The sequence below is a fragment of the Citrobacter sp. Cb041 genome (assembly GCF_030336655.1).
In the GTDB taxonomy this organism is placed as follows: Bacteria; Pseudomonadota; Gammaproteobacteria; order Enterobacterales; family Enterobacteriaceae; genus Citrobacter; species Citrobacter braakii.
On the sequence record NZ_JAOWDD010000038.1, the window covers coordinates 207,957 to 229,164 of the forward strand.

Annotated in this window: 16 protein-coding genes and 2 pseudogenes; 7 read left to right on the forward strand and 11 right to left on the reverse strand. The window is 50.7% G+C overall.

The window, feature by feature from the left end; genetic code table 11:
• Positions 1-23 precede the first annotated feature (23 nt).
• A complete protein-coding gene (ribF, locus tag OGV52_RS12350) occupies positions 24-962 on the reverse strand; it encodes a bifunctional riboflavin kinase/FAD synthetase (protein ID WP_003829725.1) in 939 nt (312 codons plus the stop codon).
• A 7-nt stretch (positions 963-969) separates the two neighbouring features.
• A pseudogene (locus OGV52_RS12355) lies at positions 970-1,185 on the reverse strand (DUF2575 domain-containing protein).
• Between the two features lie 105 nt (positions 1,186-1,290).
• Between OGV52_RS12355 and rpsT the strand changes: the two are divergent.
• Positions 1,291-1,554 carry a 30S ribosomal protein S20 gene (gene rpsT, locus OGV52_RS12360; RefSeq protein ID WP_003018940.1) on the forward strand — a complete coding sequence of 88 codons (264 nt, stop codon included), beginning with the start codon at positions 1,291-1,293 and terminating at the stop codon, positions 1,552-1,554.
• Positions 1,555-1,622: 68 nt separating this feature from the next.
• Positions 1,623-1,965, forward strand: a pseudogene (locus OGV52_RS23560) (transposase domain-containing protein); the annotation flags it as partial.
• A gap of 110 nt (positions 1,966-2,075) precedes the next feature.
• On the opposite strand, the gene OGV52_RS12365 reads toward OGV52_RS23560, so the two are convergent.
• Complete coding sequence (locus OGV52_RS12365; RefSeq protein WP_103766847.1) at positions 2,076-2,801, reverse strand: winged helix-turn-helix domain-containing protein; 726 nt, start codon at positions 2,799-2,801, stop codon at positions 2,076-2,078.
• Between the two features lie 257 nt (positions 2,802-3,058).
• Positions 3,059-4,540: a glycoside hydrolase family 18 protein gene (locus OGV52_RS12370; RefSeq protein WP_019078334.1), complete on the reverse strand. Its 1,482-nt coding sequence runs from the start codon at positions 4,538-4,540 to the stop codon at positions 3,059-3,061.
• Between the two features lie 778 nt (positions 4,541-5,318).
• Between OGV52_RS12370 and OGV52_RS12375 the strand changes: the two genes are divergently transcribed.
• Together OGV52_RS12375 and OGV52_RS12380 are read left to right on the forward strand one after the other, a co-directional pair.
• Positions 5,319-6,692: an MFS transporter gene (locus tag OGV52_RS12375; RefSeq protein ID WP_103766848.1), complete on the forward strand. Its 1,374-nt coding sequence runs from the start codon at positions 5,319-5,321 to the stop codon at positions 6,690-6,692.
• A 40-nt stretch (positions 6,693-6,732) separates the two neighbouring features.
• Positions 6,733-8,772 (forward strand): glycoside hydrolase family 31 protein, encoded by a 2,040-nt coding sequence (locus OGV52_RS12380; protein ID WP_287108578.1) that lies wholly within the window; start codon positions 6,733-6,735, stop codon positions 8,770-8,772.
• A gap of 48 nt (positions 8,773-8,820) precedes the next feature.
• Here OGV52_RS12380 and nhaR read toward each other — a convergent pair whose 3' ends face one another.
• From nhaR to dnaK, 4 genes are all read right to left on the reverse strand, one after another.
• The gene (nhaR, locus tag OGV52_RS12385) at positions 8,821-9,720 is read right to left on the reverse strand and encodes a transcriptional activator NhaR (protein ID WP_047500146.1); all 900 of its coding nucleotides are present in this window, start codon (positions 9,718-9,720) and stop codon (positions 8,821-8,823) included.
• Between the two features lie 38 nt (positions 9,721-9,758).
• Positions 9,759-10,925, reverse strand: a complete 1,167-nt coding sequence (gene nhaA, locus OGV52_RS12390) for a Na+/H+ antiporter NhaA (RefSeq protein ID WP_049042495.1) — start codon at positions 10,923-10,925, stop codon at positions 9,759-9,761.
• Positions 10,926-11,134: 209 nt separating this feature from the next.
• Complete coding sequence (dnaJ, locus tag OGV52_RS12395) at positions 11,135-12,268, reverse strand: molecular chaperone DnaJ (RefSeq protein WP_008786151.1); 1,134 nt, start codon at positions 12,266-12,268, stop codon at positions 11,135-11,137.
• Between the two features lie 85 nt (positions 12,269-12,353).
• Positions 12,354-14,276, reverse strand: a complete 1,923-nt coding sequence (gene dnaK / locus OGV52_RS12400) for a molecular chaperone DnaK (protein WP_016151634.1) — start codon at positions 14,274-14,276, stop codon at positions 12,354-12,356.
• Between the two features lie 611 nt (positions 14,277-14,887).
• Here dnaK and satP point away from each other — a divergent pair.
• Positions 14,888-15,454 carry an acetate uptake transporter gene (gene satP / locus OGV52_RS12405; RefSeq protein WP_047358362.1) on the forward strand — a complete coding sequence of 189 codons (567 nt, stop codon included), beginning with the start codon at positions 14,888-14,890 and terminating at the stop codon, positions 15,452-15,454.
• Between the two features lie 34 nt (positions 15,455-15,488).
• On the opposite strand, the gene OGV52_RS12410 is transcribed toward satP, so the two are convergent.
• The 3 genes from OGV52_RS12410 to tal all read right to left on the reverse strand — a co-directional run bounded on the left by OGV52_RS12410 (position 15,489) and on the right by tal (position 18,572).
• Complete coding sequence (locus OGV52_RS12410) at positions 15,489-16,796, reverse strand: MFS transporter (RefSeq protein ID WP_287108580.1); 1,308 nt, start codon at positions 16,794-16,796, stop codon at positions 15,489-15,491.
• A gap of 124 nt (positions 16,797-16,920) precedes the next feature.
• Entirely contained in the window at positions 16,921-17,508 is a 588-nt protein-coding gene (gene mog, locus OGV52_RS12415; RefSeq protein WP_049281593.1) for a molybdopterin adenylyltransferase, read from the reverse strand.
• A gap of 110 nt (positions 17,509-17,618) precedes the next feature.
• Positions 17,619-18,572, reverse strand: coding sequence for a transaldolase (tal, locus tag OGV52_RS12420; protein ID WP_016151631.1), 954 nt, complete (start codon positions 18,570-18,572; stop codon positions 17,619-17,621).
• Between the two features lie 274 nt (positions 18,573-18,846).
• On the opposite strand from tal, the gene OGV52_RS12425 reads away from it, so the two are divergent.
• Entirely contained in the window at positions 18,847-20,277 is a 1,431-nt protein-coding gene (locus OGV52_RS12425; protein WP_016155648.1) for an alanine/glycine:cation symporter family protein, read from the forward strand.
• 77 nt (positions 20,278-20,354) lie between these two features.
• Positions 20,355-21,128: a peroxide stress protein YaaA gene (gene yaaA / locus OGV52_RS12430; protein WP_016155647.1), complete on the forward strand. Its 774-nt coding sequence runs from the start codon at positions 20,355-20,357 to the stop codon at positions 21,126-21,128.
• The last annotated feature ends 80 nt before the right edge of the window (positions 21,129-21,208 follow it).

Consider the following 21,208-nt stretch of genomic DNA (forward strand, 5'->3'; position numbering starts at 1 on the left):
CGTATTTAAAACTCGTATAGGCATTAAGCCGGTTTTGTTAGCCCAAAAAATTCACGGGCAGTCAACTCATCACGCGCAATCTGCGCTTTTAGTTCATCCAGCGAGGCAAATCGCTGTTCGCTGCGTATTTTTTTACGCAGTACTACATCTATATGGCGACCATACAGGTCCATTACAACGTCCAATAGATGCACTTCCAACTGTTGGCGTACGCCTGCTACCGTCGGGCGTGTGCCGATGTTGGCGACGCCGGGTAAAGGTTTGTCACCCAGCCCCATTACTTCAACCGCATAAACCCCTTTCACCGGAGAAACCTGGCGACGAAGCGGTAAGTTTGCCGTCGGAAAACCGATAGTGCGCCCTAACTCGTCACCGTGAACTACGCGTCCTGAGATAGTAAAAGGATGCCCAAGCAGGCTTTCAGCCAGTTGCAGGTTATCTTCCGCCAGCGCCTGACGTACCGCGGTGCTGCTGATGCGCACACCGCCTTCACAGAAGGTTTGGGTGCTGGTGATATCAAAACCATACTCAGCGCCCGCTTCCTGTAATAACAAGAAATCGCCCGCACGGCTAGCGCCAAAGCGGAAATCATCACCAACGGCAAGAAATTGTACACCAAGGCGCTTCACCAACAGATCGCTGATGAAGGTCTGCGCCGTTAATGCCGCGAAGCGCCTGTCAAAACGCACGCACAGCACGTAATCAACGCCGCACTCGGCCAGATAACGCAGTTTTTCCCGCAGGCGGGTGAGGCGCGCAGGTGACTTGTCCGTCGCAAACAGCTCCAGCGGCTGCGGCTCGAAAATCATCACCATCACCGGTAAATTGCGTTTGCGCCCTTCTTCCCGTAAGCCCTGCAGCAACGCACGATGGCCACGGTGCACGCCGTCGAAATTACCAATAGTCAGCACACACCCATGCGGGGCCTGACTGAGATTATGTATGCCTCGTATCAGCTTCATGTCTGGCTCAAAACAGTGAAAATCGTGAAAGTATACCCTGTACCGCGTTCAACGTTAACCGGCGATTGTTTCTACGAAACAGAAAGAGGATGGTTTTCATCGTTATGAAACAAATTGACGCCCTTCACGGGCACACCAATGCAATTTTTCTCGTGGAAAGGCTGTATTCACGCCCCGCAAGCTGGTAGAATCCTGCGCCATCACTACGCAACGAGTGCTGCAATTTAAACGGCGCTTATTTGCACAAATCCATTGACAAAAGAAGGCTAAAAGGGCATATTCCTCGGCCTTTGAATTGTCCATATAGAACACATTTGGGAGTTGGACCTTGGCTAATATCAAATCAGCTAAGAAGCGCGCCGTTCAGTCTGAAAAGGCCCGCAAGCACAACGCTAGCCGTCGCTCTATGATGCGTACTTTCATCAAGAAAGTATACGCAGCTATCGAAGCTGGCGACAAAGCTACTGCACTGAAAGCATTTAACGAAATGCAACCGATCGTGGACCGTCAGGCTGCTAAAGGTCTGATCCACAAAAACAAAGCTGCACGTCATAAAGCAAACCTGACTGCACAGATCAACAAACTGGCTTAATCGCCTGCTTGTTGTCGCTTTGTGAAAAAAATCACGCAAGCGTAGCACAATAAGCCCCATCATTTTTGATGGGGCTTTTTCATACTTTCAACCTGTCGCTATGCGATACAATTTGGGCTGAACCCGAATCTCTTTCCTCTTTTCGGCACTCAATACCTCCTGAATGTCTCTCAGGTCCTTCGCTCCACAGATAAAGCCAGTATCAGAAAGCATAAACTCTCCGCGGAACTTGTTATCTGGTTAATTATCGGAATGAGCTTCATTATGATCTCTACATCACCGATGCGGTGACAAAACTCGAGCTTGTTCTGGATGGCTCTCTGGCTGCCAACTTTATTAATCAGACCTGCTGGAAATTCCGTGATGAACCGCTTGAGGCATTATTTCATCTAACCGACTCATCACTGGACGCATCATCTTGCCGAACGACGGTTAACCGAGCTTTTCGGTGGCAAGATGACGCTCTCGCCTTATCCACCAAACGCATAATAAACTTAAGTTGCATTACGTAACGAAAAATATCATGAAGTCACTTTTTTACATATATATTCATGATTTTTGCAATTTTCGCTTGTATCGTACTTATTGCACTGGCACAGGATAAATCCTTTTTGTCCATGACTATCTTTTCCCGTTTCAGGATTTAAATACAGGTTTTTCCCGCCATTATGAAGACGTAACTCTTCCCTGTAGAAAAACACTGTCAGGAGTACTAATACGGTAGTCAATACAAATGTCAGGAACGCTAAAATAACCCTCGCCTTATGCAGGGAGAGATTAACGGCAACGTCTGTTTTTTTGCCTTCGGTTTTTTTCTGAATTTCATAATGAGCACTGAGAATATCAGTGTCAGAAGGACAGGAAAATACCTCAATGGCAGCAGGTTCATTTTTTTCAGCGCCTAATTCAGCAACCGGTGTAACGCTATAGGCCGGATTGATCTGGTAGCCCAGTCGGGGATGGGTCACGATTAAATCCGTCATCTCTATATCCCGCAAATCACGCCGCAAGGCATAAATCGTCTGCAATAACGTACTATCGCTGGCGAATAAACCAAATTGTCCCCATACCTCATCGCAAATTTGCTTTTTTGTCGTTATATCTTGTTGGGTATGTGAGATGAGACACTTCAAACAGCGACCTTTCACGCCGGATAAATGAATACTTTCCCCATCCTTAAGATGATGAAGAACCATTTCACTTGTATCAAACAATAAATCATTTCCAATCATGAATGATGTAACCATTTGAAAATCCATTAACTATTGAGATGCATTATTTTAGTACCAAAAATAATCATCTAACTGAGAGAATTGTCAAACCTGATGTAAAAAACCATAAAAAAATCTAAAAATAAGAAGGCAATGTCATAAAATGTAATATAAATTTACTTATTCAATCCAAAATAATAATTCACCTGATACACAATATTTATTTACTTATCTATGTTTTTTACACGATGAGACAGCCGAAAATGTCCCCCATTACAGGGGGACATGAGCGCTTACTTTGTAATACCTTTAAAATAGAACGGTCTCATATCAACAGTTTGCCGCGTCATTTCGCAGCCCAGCCCTTCGCGAGCCGCATTCACCAGCGGGCCGCGATCCAAATCCGCCGTCCAGGTAAACAGGCCGCCCAGGCCGCGGGATTTTACGTACTCGGCTTTGGCCTTCACGGTGCGCGGGGTATCCAGCGACATAAAGACTTTAGACTGTGGGTTATACAGGAAATCCGCATCCGCCACTTCATCGGTGTAAACAATAAAATTATTGCGGCCGGTCTGGTTTTCCAGATCAAGATAATTTGCGATATGGTCGTACCATTCCGTTGAGCCGGATTCAAATGTTCCGACCGTCGTGCCGTATCCTGGCGTGTAAGTTCCTTTCAGCGGAGATACGCTCTGGATCGTCGCATCATGAGCATTACGGCTATAACCGGCATAACCGATAAAGACCTGTTTAAGCGGCACCCCAATCGACTCCAGATAATTAACGGCGGTCTCTACGCTCCAGTTATTCGCGCTGCCATTCGGGTAGAGATTGGTATGATGCGCCAGCTCGGTAGCCCACGGCGTACCAAAGAAGTCGTAGGTCATTAAATTAATGCCCCAGACCCCCGCATCAATGAGCGCTGGAATATTGGCTTTTTTCAGTTTCTCGATATCACCCGCCGCGGCAACGCTAATTTTCACATCACTGCGATTGATTTTATTCAGCGCGGCTTTCACATCCTTAATCAAGGCAGCAAAATTTGGTGCGTCAGTATCATCGTAGGTATTACCGGTATTTCCCGGGGCACCCGGATATTCCCAATCCAGATCGATTTCGCTAAACATCGGGAATCGGGTGAACAGATCGGTCAGGCCGTCGCAGAATAGCGCACGTTTATGTGGATCCTTAGCCATAAAGTGGAACGCCTGGCTCATGGTCCAGCCGCCGATACTCATTGAAAGATGGAGATTCGGGTTCTTTTTCTGTACATCGCGTAACCCCCCCAGAACGCCCTGTGCATCGTACTGATGGAAAAGCGCCATGTAATCATTGCTTACCCAGCCCGCAAAGCCGCAGTTGCGGTAGGAGGCAACATCTCCCCACGCATCGACAAAAGTGGGTTGCCATTGCGTACGCTGGAAGTCGACTGCGGCATTGTTGATGGTCGTCGCTTTCTCGCCGGTATCGCCGACGATCCCGCAGAAACCCAGCGTAATTTTATCGTAAGCAAAGGGGTCTAATAACGCCAGGTCAACGCCGCGCCCACAGCTGGAAGGTGCGAAATCACCATCGAGACGGCCGTCATATTGCGACCAGTCCGTCCAGTAACCGGACACTTTAAACTCGTTGGGCTTGTACTCGTTATAGGCTACCTTCGCAACACGCGCCGATGTATAGCTAAACTCATTGGTTTCCGTGGCCGCCACAAATCCGTTCTGCTCGTACTCTTTTGTACTGAGCGAATCATTTTGTACCAGTTTGCTGTTAGTCATAATGCTTACCTCGTTAATGAGTCATAGAAGAAATAGTGTGTCCCATACGTCCGGTGGGACACCTATGTAATGCTCCCATTATGCGAGGGGTGCTAATCACAAACGCTTTGAAACCATGAGATATCGATTTGATGAGATCTCATTTTCTGTATAAAACAGGTTATGAGATAGGGTAAGAAGCGGGCTGGAGGGTCTCAGGAAATTACTTTCTGTTTGATCTTAAAAATTTTTTCTCCGGCACATCCACTTTGCTCAACGCACGCCAGTGACCCTGCCACAAGGTGGCAGGGCGCAGTGTACCGACTGGCCGAGTAACCCCCCTCTCACAACCCAATACCGTTCACTTAAGCGGCGCGGCCTTGCGCGTAAGCGGGTTTTTTATGCCTGTCGTTTACAGCCTGATTCGACAGCAACCGTCATTCACTGATCTTGATCAGTACTCCTCCTGCCCGCTCCTCCTTTCAGCCCGCCACCTCACCAGGTACATGAAAGTTATTTTCTTTCACTTTTTAACTTTTTTATTTTCATTGTAGATGAAATTGTGACCACCATAACAAATGAAATAATTACTCATCCAAAAACGAATAAACGCAATCCTGAAGTAAGATTTGATAATTGATCACGATGCCAGAGTTAACTATTTTTCATAAAACCAATTAACCACTATTTCAATCCAAAGGCTAACGTTTTCTGGAAACAAAAAATAAAAAACACCCTATTGCTTAGAAAGTAAAAGCTGTTTTTCTGGGCGTATCGCACCAATATCGGAGTTATCATTATGAGTTCTGTTATTGAGGATACCCAGTCTTGCGGGTCAGCATCATTATCTTTACTACAGCGTATTAGCTACGGCTCTTTAGATGTGGCAGGTAATCTACTGTACTGTTTCGGTTCAACCTACATCTTATATTTCTACACGGACGTTGCGGGTATCAGCCTCGCCGTAGCCGGGGTTATCCTGCTACTGGCGCGTATTGTAGATGGTATAGACGCCCCCATCTGGGGAATCATCATCGATAAGACGCGTTCGCGTTACGGTAAATGCCGCCCTTGGTTTTTATGGTTACCGCTGCCTTTTGGTGTATTCAGCGCGCTGTCATTTTGGTCTCCCGATATCAGTATGACAGGAAAAGCTATCTATGCAGCAATATCCTACATGATTGCCAGCATTTTATTTACCGGACTTAATACACCACTCAGCGCAATATTACCCCTGATGACCCTATCCCCCAAGGAGCGGCTGGTATTAAATTCCTGGAGAATGACCGGCGGGCAAATTGGGGTTTTATTAATGAATGCCACTGCATTGCCCCTTGTTGCATTTTTAGGTAACGGAAACGATCATACAGGATTTATTTATACGGCGATTCTGTTTGCCGTCATATCTTGTTCACTAACGCTTTTCGCCTTTAAAAATATCCGTGAAATGGATGCGGATAAAATACAGCAAGAACCAAGATTGCCGATGAAAAAAAGTTTCACGGCGATGAAAGGTAACTGGCCATGGATCCTGATGGTGCTGGCAAACCTGATCTTCTGGATCGCCCTGCAGCAGCGCTCCACGACGATTGTCTACTATCTAACCTACAACCTTGACCGCAAAGATCTGGTTCCGCTGATTAACAGCCTGGCGACAATTCAGATCCTGTTTATCATCGCCATTCCTTTCTTTAGCAAATACCTGGCTAAAACCTGGATATGGGTAGGCGGCTTACTGGTCGCCACCTTAGGCGGCGTCCTGATGTGGCTGGCGGCGGACAACATTCCTTTCCTCATCGCTGCCTGGGTGCTCGGAAATATCGGCAGCGGAATCGCCTGCTCAATGCCGTTTGCCATGCTGGGCTTCGCCGTCGACTTCGGCGCATGGAAAACGGGTATCAAGGCTACCGGCATTCTTATCGCCTTCGGCAGTACTTTCTGCATCAAGATGGGCAGTGGCCTAGGTACCGCTTTCGCCGCCTGGATCATGAACAGTTTTGGCTATGTTCCGAACCACGCCCAGAACGCTGCAGGTCTGGAAGGAATTACCTGGGCCTTTATCTGGACGCCTGCCTTGCTCTTCACGCTCGCGGCGATCCCGCTGCTTTTCTTCCGTAAATACGAAGCGATGGAAGAGAAGATTCGCCACGATCTGGTAACTATCAATCAATAACATACCTTACCTTCACCCTCGAAATACGGGAGGCACCACCATGCCATTTGTGCAACATGACCCGCGTCGCCTGGTCTGGCAGCAAAACGATCGCTATTTGTGGATTGAACCCTGGGGCGAGAACAGCCTACGCGTGCGCAGCGGCCGTCATCTACCGGTAATGAGAAATGAGGACTGGGCATTGAATGAGCCCGTCGCAGAAAGCCTCTGCCATATTGTTTATGAGCACCACCAGGCGACGCTGACTAACGGTAAAATTATCGCTGTCGTCAATCAAAAAGGGCAAGTCACCTTTTACCGCCATTCGCATAAGCCCCTGTTGCAGGAGTTCTGGCGTCTGCGGGGCGAAATCGGTGAGGACGAGTCTTCACACGGTCAGTACGTCAGCGCCCTAAACCTTGAAGGGCGCGAATTCCGCCCTATTCCGGGAGGAAAATATTCGATTAAAGCCCGCTTCGAAGCCGCCGAAGGGGAAAAAATCTATGGCATGGGCCAGTATCAGCAGGCCAATATGGATCTTAAAGGGTGCGTTCTGGAGCTGGCACAGCGTAACTCCCAAGCCTCAGTACCATTTATGCTTTCAAGTCTGGGCTACGGATTTTTATGGAACAATCCAGCAGTTGGTCGCGTAACCTTCGCCCACAACGTCACTGAATGGGAAGCTCAGGTCAGCGAACAACTGGACTACTGGATCACCGCTGGCGATACCCCCGCAGAAATCAGCCAGGCTTACGCGCTTGCTACTGGCACACCGCCGATGATGCCGGATTACGCCATGGGTTTCTGGCAGTGCAAACTCCGCTATCGTACTCAGGAAGAGCTGCTGGCGGTCGCCCGCGAGTATAAACGACGCAACTTGCCCATCTCGGTTATCGTTATCGATTTCTTCCACTGGCCAAATCAGGGTGACTGGATGTTCGACCAGCGCGACTGGCCCGATCCCGGCGCCATGATCGCCGAGCTAAAATCACTGGGCATTGAGCTGATGGTCTCTGTCTGGCCGACGGTGGATAACCGCACCGAGAGCTATCGGGAGATGCATGAAAACGGCTGGCTGGTGCAAACGGAACGCGGAATACCGATCAATATAGATTTCCTCGGCAATACCACTTTTTTTGACGCCACTCATCCAGGCGCTCGTGACTACGTCTGGGGTAAAGCTAAGCGCAACTATTACGATAAAGGCGTGAAGCTCTTCTGGTTAGATGAAGCTGAACCTGAGTTCAGCGTTTACGATTACGACAACTATCGCTATCACGCCGGGCCAGTGCTGGAAGTGGGCAATATCTACCCGCGAATGTACGCCCAAACCTTTTTTGATGGCATGAAAGCCGATGGCGAAGACAAGGTTATCAACCTGCTACGTTGCGCCTGGGCCGGGAGCCAGAAATACGGCGCGCTGGTCTGGTCCGGAGATATCCACTCTTCGTTTCGATCGCTACGCAATCAGTTTGCCGCCGGACTCAATATGGGAATCGCGGGGATACCGTGGTGGACGACGGATATCGGTGGTTTTCATGGCGGTAATATTCACGACCCGCAATTTCATGAGTTGCTGATTCGCTGGTTTCAGTGGGGCGTCTTTAGCCCGGTGATGCGTCTGCACGGTAACCGCGATCCGCAGATTTTACCGGAACATGCTTACCGTGATGGTATTGCCCAATGCCCGACCGGTGCGGCGAACGAAGTGTGGAGCTATGGCGAGGAGGTGTGTGAAGTTTTGACCGGCTGTCTGACGTTGCGTGAAAAGCTAAAGCCGTACATCAAAGCTCTGATGGTGGAAACGCACGAACGCAATGCGCCGGTAATGCGCCCCCTGTTTTTTGAATTCCCAGAGCAGACAAGGAGTTGGGAAATTACCGATCAGTACTGTTTTGGCCCCGACCTACTGATTGCGCCCGTCATGCACGAAGGTATGCGTGAACGTGACATCTGGCTACCAGAAGGGGAAACATGGACGGAACTTGTGACCGGCGAGAGTTATGCGGGAGGACAAACGCTGCGCTATGCCGCACCACTGAACAGAATTCCGGTATTTATCCGCGAAAGTGGTCAATACCGGAATTTATTAAAGCTGTAGAATCCTTCCGGCTGTAGGCAACCACCGCAGCCGGAAGCATTACGACGATCAGGCTGATTGCAGCTTAAATAATGCCGAGTAGTCCGCATTGCAAATACGCTGCACCGCTGGATGCTGTATCATTCTTTCTGCAAATATGGCGTGATACTCCTCCATCACATTCTCTACGCGTCCAATTTCAACAATAGAATCATCGGCATAGAAATTGTGGGAATAAAGCGTAGGCGCAACAAAAATAGCATTATGCGTTGCGCCGAACGCTTTCATCAGCGCGGCGTCATCAAACTCGCCAAGGATTTCAACGTTCAGCCCTTGTGAGTTAATCCAGTTCAGCAGCTTACGCCCGAGCATCGAACGGCGCCCAGGGATCAGCAATCGACGCTCTTCGAGGCAGGCCGGAAATGGTTTCTCAGGCAATGGCTGGGTGCACCAAAAGCTCACGCTGCATTCGCCAATCCGCACTGAGAACAACCCTTCCTGCTGCGTAGAATCGATCGGGCAGTCGGAGATAATCATATCCAGTTTATGCTGGCTGAGCTGATCAAGCAGCATCTCGTGCGTTGATTCAAAACAACGCAGATGGATTTGTTCATCTTCAACGACTGCGGCATTCAGCACGCTGCTGACCAGCTGTTTGGACAACGCATCCGCTACGCCGACATCGAACAGTAAATTCGACTCTTTGCGATAGTTCACGATATCCAGCATTTCCTGGCTTAACGTGAACATCTTATCCGCATAACGAAAAACCAATTCGCCTAATTCGGTGGGCTCCAGTCCACGCCCCTTCCGCTTGAACAACTTTCCCTGTAAGCGTTCCTCAAGCGCTTTAATCTGCCCGGTAATGGTTTGCGGTGTCAGATAAAGCGCCTCTGCTGCACCAACCACCGATCCTTCTTTATATACATGCCAAAAGTAGTACAGGTGGTTGTAGTTTATATGAGACATACACTCTCCCTGAAAATTGTCACGAAAGGGTTATCCCGTCAGGCTGCTGCGTTCAACCGGGTGCGTAACCAGCAGTAACCTATTACCGCCGACAGCAAAGAACCGATCAGGATCCCCAGTTTCGCCCAGTTAATCAGCTCAGGATCGACGGTCCCAAACGCCAGGCTGGCGATGAAAATCGACATCGTAAAGCCAATGCCGCACAGAATGCCGACCGCCATAATTTGCTGGAAATTCGTTCCCTCCGGCAATTGCGCCATCCTGAAGCGTAACGCCAGCCAGCAAAAGAGGCTGATACCCAGTGGTTTCCCGATTAACAGGCCAGCAATGATCCCCAGCGGTAACACCGAAGTCAGTCCATCAATGGTGACGCCCTGCAGTGAAACACCCGCGTTAGCGAAGGCAAACAACGGTAGGATCAGGTATGCCACCCACGGGTGCAGAACATGCTCCAGACGCTTCGCCGGTGAACGCCCGTGTTTTTCCTTCAACGGGATGAAGAAACCGACGATCACGCCCGCTAGGGTTGCATGCACGCCAGACTTCAGTACGGCCGTCCACAGCACTACGCCAACCAGAATATAAATACCGGTACGTCTTACACCGCACAGATTCAATGCTGCCAGGATAAGGATCGCGCACGCGGCAACGCCCAGCGACAACAGCGAGAGATCGCTGGTGTAGAACAACGCGATGATCACAATAGCGCCGAGGTCATCGATTATCGCCAGCGCCATCAGGAAGATTTTCAACGCCAGCGGGACACGGCTGCCCAACAGCGCCAGCACGCCTAATGCAAAAGCGATATCCGTTGCCGCCGGGATCGCCCAACCCTCACGGGTGATAGGGTCAGCATAGTTGAATGCCAGATACAGCAGCGCCGGGACAATCATGCCCCCGATAGCGGCAATGATCGGAAACGCCGCCTGGCGCAGACTGGCCAGCGAACCTTGCATTAACTCACGCTTCACTTCCAAACCGATCAACAGGAAGAACACCGCCATCAACGCGTCATTGATCCACAGCAGCATATTTTTGTTGATCTCAAGCGCGCCAACCCGCAGTTGAACGGGCGTTTCCAGAAAGGCGTGGTACCATCCACTGGTAACCCCGATATTTGCCATCAGCATAGCAACCACGGCAGCGATGATCAGAATGATGCCCCCTGAGGCGTCACTACTAAAAAAACGATGCAGATGTTTCACTTTTATTCTCTCTATTGGGTGAATACTTCGTAAATACTATCTTACACCTTCAGAAAGCTCGTTAAAATTAGATTATTCATGATGAATAGATCGGTTTTAACGAGCCATTTAAATAAAGTCGTTCAGGATTTTCCGAACGGAAAACAGAAATAAAAAAGCCTGAAACTTTTCAGTCCCAGGCTTTTTATCAAAGATTATTGAGTCGAGAATTAGCGCGTCAAATCGTCAAAAAATTTCTTCACACCGTCGAAGAAGCTTTTAGAGCGCGGACTGTTTTGCTCGCCGGTCGGGCCGCCAAAGCTGTCCTGCAGATCTTTCAGCAACTGCTTCTGCTTGTCGTTGAGGCCTACCGGGGTTTCAACCACAACACGGCACAGCAGATCGCCCTGTGCGCCGCCGCGTACTGACTTAACGCCTTTACCACGCATGCGGAACAGTTTGCCGGTTTGCGTTTCGCCCGGGATTTTTAACTTCACGCGACCATCCAGCGTCGGCACTTCAATCTCGCCGCCCAGCGCTGCCATCGCAAAGTTAATCGGCACTTCGCAGTACAGGTTATTGCCTTCACGTTCGAAAATTGGGTGCTGTTTTACCTGCACCTGAACGTACAAATCGCCTGCTGGCGCGCCATGTTCACCGGCTTCACCTTCACCCGCTAAACGAATACGGTCGCCAGTATCAACCCCAGCCGGGATCTTAACGGACAGCGTTTTGCTCTTCTCAACGCGACCATGACCATGGCATTTGTTGCACGGGTCTTTAATCAACGTACCGCGGCCCTGACAGTGTGGACAGGTCTGCTGTACGGCAAAAAAGCCCTGACGCATCTGCACCTGACCAGAACCGTGACAGGTTGGACAGGTCTGGGGTTGCGTGCCCGCCTTCGCACCGCTGCCGTGGCAAACATCACACTCTTCCAGCGTCGGAATACGGATCTCTTTGGTGACGCCACGCACGGCTTCTTCCAGAGTGAGATCCATGTTGTAACGTAAATCAGCACCACGTGAGGCGCGCTGACGACCGCGACCGCCGCCAAAGATATCGCCAAACACGTCACCAAAGATATCGCTGAAGTCGGCCCCGCCGCCAAAACCGCCGCCACCGCCCATACCGCCTTGCTCAAACGCTGCATGGCCGTACTGATCATAAGCCGCACGTTTTTGCGCATCGGTGAGGATCTCGTACGCTTCTTTGATCTCTTTAAACTTGGCTTCGGCCTCTTTATCACCCTGGTTGCGGTCCGGGTGATATTTCATGGCCAGGCGCTTGTAGGCCTTTTTGATTTCACGCTCTTCCGCTGATTTGGAAACGCCTAAAATCTCGTAATAGTCTTGCTTAGCCATCTCTTTTTATCTGCCCCTAACATGCGTGCACGGGCGGAGAGGAAACCTCTTCGCCCGTGCCAGTAATTACCCGTTCAAAGGGCGATTATTTTTTGTCTTTCACTTCTTCAAACTCAGCGTCGACAACGTCGTCATCTTTCGCGTTGTTTGCAGAAGCATCAGCACCTGCTGCGCCAGCCTGCTGCTGTGCGTGCTGCTGCTGAGCGATTTCCATCAGTTTCTGGGAAACCTGTGCCAGCGCCTGCATTTTCGCTTCGATATCCGCTTTGTCTTCGCCTTTCAGAGAAGTTTCCAACGCGGTCAGTGCAGACTCGATGGCAGTTTTGTCATCAGCCGGCAGTTTGTCGCCTGCTTCTTCAACCTGCTTGCGAGTGCTGTGCAGCAGATGGTCACCCTGGTTACGGGTCTGAACCAGCTCTTCAAACTTACGGTCAGATTCTGCGTTCGCTTCTGCTTCACGAACCATTTTCTGAATTTCTTCTTCGTTCAGACCAGAAGAAGCCTTGATGGTGATCTTCTGCTCTTTACCGCTATTTTTGTCTTTCGCGGAAACGTGCAGGATACCGTCGGCATCGATGTCAAAAGTAACTTCGATCTGCGGCATACCGCGCGGAGCCGGGCTGATGCCATCCAGGTTAAATTGACCCAGATCTTTGTTATCAGCGGCACGTTTACGTTCACCCTGCAGCACGTGGATGGTTACCGCAGACTGGTTGTCTTCAGCGGTAGAGAACACCTGGCTGTGCTTGGTCGGGATAGTGGTGTTTTTCGCGATCAGTGCAGTCATCACGCCACCCATGGTTTCGATACCCAGAGACAGCGGGGTAACGTCCAGCAGCAGCACGTCTTTCACATCACCGGTCAATACACCACCCTGAACGGCAGCACCGATTGCCACAGCTTCGTCCGGGTTAACGTCTTTACGCGGCTCTTTACCGAAGAACTCAGCAACTTTCTTCTGTACCATCGGCATACGAGTCTGACCACCGACCAGGATAACGTCCTGAACGTCGGAAACAGACAGACCAGCATCCTGCAGAGCAACTTTCAGCGGCTCGATAGAACGGTTAACCAGGTCTTCAACCAGGCTTTCCAGTTTCGCACGGGTCACCTTGATGTTCATATGTTTCGGACCAGTCGCGTCTGCAGTGATATACGGCAGGTTCACGTCGGTCTGCTGAGCGGAAGACAGTTCGATCTTCGCTTTCTCAGCGGCTTCTTTCAGACGCTGCATCGCCAGCGGGTCGTTACGCAGGTCGATACCCTGATCTTTCTTAAATTCGTCAACCAGGTAGTTGATCATACGGCTATCGAAGTCTTCACCACCCAGGTGGGTATCACCGTTGGTTGCCAGAACTTCGAAGGTTTTTTCACCGTCAACTTCGTCGATTTCGATAATAGAGATATCGAAAGTACCACCACCCAGGTCATAAACCGCGATAGTACGGTTGCCGACTTCTTTATCCAGACCGTAAGCCAGTGCAGCTGCGGTTGGTTCGTTGATGATACGTTTTACTTCCAGACCTGCGATACGGCCGGCGTCTTTGGTTGCCTGACGCTGAGCATCGTTAAAATATGCAGGTACGGTGATAACTGCTTCAGTTACCGGTTCACCCAGGTAATCTTCAGCCGTTTTCTTCATTTTTTTCAGCACTTCAGCAGAAATCTGCGGCGGTGCCATTTTCTGACCTTTTACGTCAATCCATGCATCACCGTTGTCAGCACCGATGATTTTGTACGGCATGATGGCTTCATCACGCTGCACTTCTTCGTCCTGGAAGCGGCGGCCAATCAGGCGTTTAATCGCAAACAGGGTGTTTTGCGGGTTTGTCACTGCCTGACGTTTAGCCGGCTGACCAACCAGAGTTTCACCATCCTGGGTATAAGCAATGATAGAAGGCGTGGTGCGATCGCCCTCGGCGTTCTCCAGCACACGTGCAGTAGTGCCATCCATAATCGCTACACAAGAGTTGGTAGTACCCAGGTCGATACCAATAATTTTACCCATCTAAACGTCTCCACTAAAAATTCGGTCATCATGTGGTTGTGAATCTGTAATAAGGGCGAAACGTGCGGTTTCAACTACCCTGAATCGTTTTTTTTCAGACTCACCACTGCGGTTGTCTACAAGATGGGGTCGTAACCCACGTCATCAAGGGGGGCATGAAAAATTTTTTTAGCCTTGTGGCATTAAATTCGCAGAAAAAAGGCAAAAAGAGAGAAAAATGAATAGTCGCCAACCAGAATTAATTCATACAACCAATTAAATCAGGAAAGTTATTCACATAAAAATTGCAATAAAAAGAAAAGATTACGAGCATGAATCGTTTTTATGACGACGGTAATCTGGTCTGAAGTCACACACTGTTGCAGCCGTCAAAGAGAAACTCCATGAAATCTGTGTTAACTCTTTCCACCAGCCTGCTTATGGGCCTTCTGCTGAGCAGCACCGCCGTAACTGGCAAGCGTGATGCCCATCACAGGGAAAATAATTCATTTTCCCTTCGTTAGATCATAGACAGTGCCTTCTCCCCTGATTATCATGCCGCGCCCCGAAGACAGCGATCGTTATTCGGGGAAACTATTTCACCATTCAATCAATGATGATTTTGAGGAATTATGGGCAACACTAAGTTGGCTAATCCGGCACCGCTGGGCCTGATGGGCTTTGGCATGACCACCATTCTGCTTAACCTGCACAACGCGGGTTTCTTCGCTCTGGACGTTATTATTCTGGCGATGGGCATTTTCTACGGCGGTATCGCGCAAATTTTTGCCGGACTGCTGGAATATAAAAAAGGCAACACCTTCGGTTTAACCGCCTTTACCTCCTACGGTTCGTTCTGGCTGACGCTGGTTGCGATCCTGCTGATGCCGAAAATGGGCCTGGCGGATGCAACCAATAGTCAGTTCCTGGGCGCTTACCTCGGTCTGTGGGGCGTATTCACTCTGTTCATGTTCTTCGGTACGCTGAAAGCGGCGCGCATGCTGCAGTTCGTGTTCCTGAGCCTGACAGTGCTGTTCGCCCTGCTGGCCGTGGGCAACATTGCGGGTAACGAAGCGATCATTCACGTTGCTGGCTGGGTAGGCTTAGTGTGTGGCGCAAGCGCCATTTACCTGGCGATGGGTGAAGTGCTGAACGAACAGTTTGGCCGTACCATCCTGCCGATTGGTGAAGCGCACTAATCTGATGCTATCCCCCCTGACGGGGGGATATTCCTTACAAGCGCTGTAACTCTGCCTGTACGCTCGAATCGCGATGATAAAGATCCTGTCGCAGCCAAATCCCCAAACCTAGCCCTACCAGCGATAACGCCAGCACATACCAGGCCGGAGCCATTGGCGACACGCTCATTAACATCGTGACGGCGATTGGCGTCAGACCACCAAAAATGGCGTACGACACGTTGTAAGAAAAGGATATTCCGGTAAAGCGGACTTCCGCCGGAAACGCGCGCACCATCACATAAGGCACAGCCCCCACCACGCCAACGCATAACCCCACCAGCCCGTATAACAGGAACAAATGCTGGGGATGGCTGCCGGTCAGGTGATAGAAAAACCAGCTTGAACAGGCCAGCAGCAGGCTGCCGACAATAAAGGTTTTGCTGGCGCCGACCCGGTCGACAATAAACCCGGCCAGCAGACAACCGACGCACAGCATAATGGTAGCGACACTGTTGGCTTGCAACGTTAGCGCCGGCGCAAAGCCATACTGCTTCTGCAACCAGACTGGTGACATCAGGATCACCACCACAATCCCCGCTGATAGCAGCCAGGTCAGCAGCATTGAAATAACCACCGCTTTTTTATGTTTGCTCACCACTGACTTCACCGGTAGCTCTTGCGCCAACGCTTTACGCTGCTGCATTTCGAGAAATATGGGTGTCTCCTGCAGCCAGCGACGCAGGTACATCGCCATCAGCCCAAACACGCCCCCCAGCAGGAAAGGAATACGCCAGCCGTAATCATGCACCGCCTGCTGCGTCAGGCTGGTGTTCACCAGCGTCGCAACCACCGACCCCAGCAGAATTCCCACCGTCAGGCCGGCAGTCAGCGTTCCGCAGGCAATGCCGATGCGACGCTCCGGTACATGCTCCGCCACGAACACCCACGCGCCCGGAACTTCTCCGCCGATGGCAGCGCCTTGCAAAATACGCATCAGAAGTAACAGCAGCGGCGCGAGGATCCCCATTGAGGCGTAGGTAGGCAACAGACCAATCGCCAGCGTCGGTATCGCCATCAGCAAAATGCTCAGGGTGAACATTTTCTTGCGCCCGACCAGATCGCCAAAGTGCGCCATGATGATGCCCCCCAGCGGACGCGCCAGATAGCCGGCGGCAAAAATGCCGAAGGTTTGCACCTGACGTAGCCATTCAGGGATGTCTGCGGGGAAGAAAAGCTCGCCAACAACAGCGGCAAAGAAGACAAAGATAATGAAATCATAAAACTCAAGCGCGCCACCAAGGGCAGCAAGCGTAAGGGTTTTATAATCCTGGCGATTCAGCGGTCGAGTGTGTTGTGACATAGCAAACCATGAGTCAGTGAAGTAATTGAATCTGTTCGTTGATATATGTAAAGCAAAAATTACTATATCGTAAACAATTCAATACTCCACTGTCATTGGTACTTATGCCACGATCGGGCTACTTTCAGGTATTTGTTTCGCGTATTGCGCTTTTAGGACGAAAAGATGCTACAACAGTCGCTGCGGTTTCCACATACGGCCCATCCAATAGCTGTATACAATACGGTACACTTGCAAAAATACCCGGCACGATAACCTTACCGTCGGCATCTTTCACGCCTTCCAGCGTCTCTTTGATCGATTTTGGCTGCCCAGGCAGATTCAGGATCAACGCCTGCTTGCGAATCACGCCAACCTGACGGGAAAGAATCGCCGTTGGCACAAAGTGCAGGCTTATCTGGCGCATCTGCTCACCAAAGCCCGGCATCTGACGGTCGGCTACGGCAAGCGTTGCATCAGGCGTTACGTCACGACGGGCCGGACCCGTTCCGCCGGTAGTCAGCACCAGATGACAGCTCATTTCATCTACCAGCTCACATAAGGTCTGTTCGATGATCGCCTGTTCATCCGGGATCAACCGCGTTTGCAGCTCAAAAGGGGTGGTAAGGGCAGACGCCAGCCACTCTTCAAGGGCCGGGATACCTTTATCCTGGTAAACGCCGCTGGAAGCACGGTCAGAAATGGAAACCAAGCCAATGCGTAAAGTATTCATGATTATTCCGTTTAAACAGTCTCGTTAAACAGAATGATACACTGCGAAGGGAAGGACAGACAGGTTTCAGAAGAGGTAGCGTGACCCATATCAGGGCCACGCACTAACGATTACAGCAGATCGCCGATCATTTTTTCCAGTTTACCCTGGTCTACAGCAAACTTACGGATACCGTCCGCCAGTTTGTCTACAGCCATCGGATCCTGGTTATGCTGCCACAGAAACTCAGCTTCGGTGATGCGTGCAGGGCGCGCTTTCACTTCGCCGGAGAAAGACAGTTTACGTTCGATAGCACCTTCGCTTTCCGCCAGTTCTTTCAGCAGTGCCGGTGCAATCGTCAGACGATCGCAGCCTGCCAGCTCAATGATTTCGCCGATGTTACGGAAGCTCGCACCCATAACTACGGTTTCGTAACCGTGCTGTTTGTAGTACTCGTAGATTTCCGTTACGGAAACCACACCCGGATCTTCTGCCGGTGCATACTCTTTCTTGTCGGTATTGGCTTTGTACCAGTCAAGAATACGGCCAACGAACGGAGAAATCAGATATACGCCAGCTTCTGCACATGCACGCGCCTGCGCGAAGGAGAACAGCAGAGTCAGGTTACAGTTGATGCCTTCTTTTTCCAGCTGCTCAGCGGCACGGATGCCCTGCCAGGTTGAAGCCAGTTTAATCAGGATGCGATCGTTGCTGATGCCAGCATCGTTGTACATTTTGATCAGGCGTTTTGCTTTAGCGATGGACGCGTCGGTGTCGTAGGACAGACGAGCGTCAACTTCAGTGGAGATACGACCTGGGACCAGTTTCAGGATCTCCAGACCGATATTTACTGCCAGCTTGTCGGTCGCGTCGACGACCTGCTGCGCACGGTCGTTGCTCTGCTGCTTAGCCCAGGCTACAGCGTCATCAATCAGCTTGCGGTATTCCGGGATCTGCGCTGCGTTAAGAATGAGAGAAGGGTTAGTTGTGGCATCCTGAGGCTGATACAGCTTCATTGCCGCGATGTCTCCGGTGTCGGCCACTACTGTGGTGAACTGACGAAGGGAGGTCAATTTGTCCGTCATGATAGCGATTCTCTTTAAACAGCTTGTTAGGGGGATGTAACCGATCTTCCCTGATGATAGCACGACGCACTCTCAGCGCAACCGCCTGGATTGTCCGACCAGCCGCTCAGCCCTGATTACGCATCGCCAAGCCTGTGATGCGCAATTAAGGGATATAACGATTGTTATGATAAACTCCCGCAATCAATCACCTTATAAGGTATATACTGGTCGATTATTGGTAGCGCTTACACGGGAATATTCGCGCTTGCCGGCATCAACAAGAGGGATGTTAATGCCTGATTTTTTCTCATTTATTAATGAAATACTCTGGGGATCGGTGATGATCTACCTCCTGCTTGGCGCAGGATGTTGGTTCACCTGGCGTACAGGGTTTATTCAGTTTCGCTATATTCGCCAGTTTGGCAAAAGTCTTAAAAACAGCATCAGCCCGCAGCCGGGCGGTTTAACTTCCTTTCAGGCTTTATGCACCAGTCTTGCCGCACGTATCGGTAGCGGAAATCTGGCGGGCGTGGCGTTGGCGATTGCCGCTGGCGGCGCGGGAGCCGTGTTCTGGATGTGGGTCTCGGCGATCATTGGTATGGCGACGTCATTTGCCGAGAGCTCTCTTGCCCAACTGTATAAAGAGCGCGACAGCAAGGGACAGTTTCGCGGCGGTCCTGCGTGGTATATGGAGCGTGGGCTGGGCATGCGCTGGATGGGCGTTCTTTTTGCCATCTTTTTACTCATTGCTTATGGTCTGATTTTTAACAGCGTTCAGGCTAATTCGGTCTCTCATGCGCTGACCTTTGCTTTTGATATCCCTCCCCTCTTCACCGGTATCGCACTGGCAATAGTGTCATTATTGGCAATCATTGGCGGCATTAAAGGCGTTGCCCGCCTGATGCAATGGTTCGTTCCGATGATGGCGCTGTTGTGGGTCGGTTGCAGCATCGTCATCTGTCTTTGGCATTTCGGGCAGCTCCCCGGCATTATCATGACCATTATAAAAAGTGCCTTTGGCTGGCAGGAAGCCGCAGCCGGTGCCGCCGGGTATACACTAAGCCAGGCCATTGCCAGCGGCTTTCAACGCGGTATGTTTTCTAATGAGGCCGGAATGGGATCAACTCCGAACGCGGCCGCGTCGGCAGCATCCTGGCCTCCGCATCCTGCGGCACAAGGCATTGTGCAAATGATCGGAGTATTAGTTGATACGCTAATTCTCTGTACGGCCAGCGCGATGATTGTTCTGTTGGCGGGTAATGACGCCAGCTATGTACCGATGGAAGGCATCCAGTTACTCCAGAAAGCGATGGTTTCAGTGACGGGAGAATGGGGTGCCGGATTCGTGGCGTTAATTGTGATTCTGTTTGCCTTTAGCTCTATCGTAGCTAACTACATCTATGCGGAAAATAACCTCGTTTTCCTGAAGCTGGACAATATCCGCGTCATCTGGCTATTAAGGATCGCCACCGTTAGCACCGTTATCGGCGGAACGTTAGTCAGCGTTCCGCTGATCTGGCAGTTGGCGGACATCATTATGGCGTGTATGGCCATCACTAACCTGACGGCGATTCTGCTGCTTTCACCGGTTGTGCAGACTATCGCCTGCGACTATCTACGCCAACGCAAACTCGGGGTGCGCCCAGAATTCGATCCGCGCCGTTATCCTGATATCAGACAACAACTTGCGCCCGAAAGCTGGGATGAGACGCCGCGCGGATAGCGCGGCAATCGCAACCATCGATCAATTCTGTCGTTTTTTTTGCTAAAGTCGCAGTAAATTTCCTGCAAGGACTGGATATGCTGATTCTGATTTCACCTGCAAAAACGCTCGACTACCAAAGTCCGCTGGCAACGACACGTCATACATTGCCCGAACTGCTGGATCACTCTCAGCAGCTTATTCACGTGGCGCGCCAACTCTCTGCTCCGCAAATTGGCAAGCTGATGGGAATTAGCGACAAGCTGGCGGATCTGAACGCCACGCGTTTCCATGACTGGCAGCCTGACTTCACGCCGGAAAACGCGCGCCAGGCCATTCTGGCGTTTAAAGGCGACGTGTATACCGGACTGCAGGCTGAAACCTTCAGCGAAGCGGATTTCGACTTCGCTCAGCAACACTTACGGATGTTGTCCGGGCTGTACGGCGTTTTGCGTCCGCTGGATTTGATGCAGCCTTACCGTCTGGAGATGGGTATTCGTCTGGCCAATGCGAAAGGTAAAGATCTCTACCAGTTCTGGGGAGATACCATCACCGATAAACTTAACGAAGCGCTGGAAGCGCAAGGCGACAGCGTAGTGATTAACCTCGCCTCGGATGAGTATTTTAAATCCGTGAAGCCGAAAAAGCTCAACGCGGAGCTTATCAAACCGGTCTTCCTCGACGAGAAGAACGGCAAGTTCAAAGTCATCAGCTTCTATGCCAAAAAAGCGCGCGGCCTGATGAGTCGCTACATTATTGAGAACCGCTTAACGCAGCCAGAACAGCTGACCGCCTTTAACAGCGAAGGCTATTTCTTTGATGAAGAAGCGTCAGGAAATGGCGAACTGGTGTTTAAGCGCCAGGAGCAGTAGTAAAAAGGCCGGATGGCGGCAAACGCCCGATCCGGCCGACAGGTTTTGTAGGCCCGCTAAGCAAAGCGCCAGCGGGCACA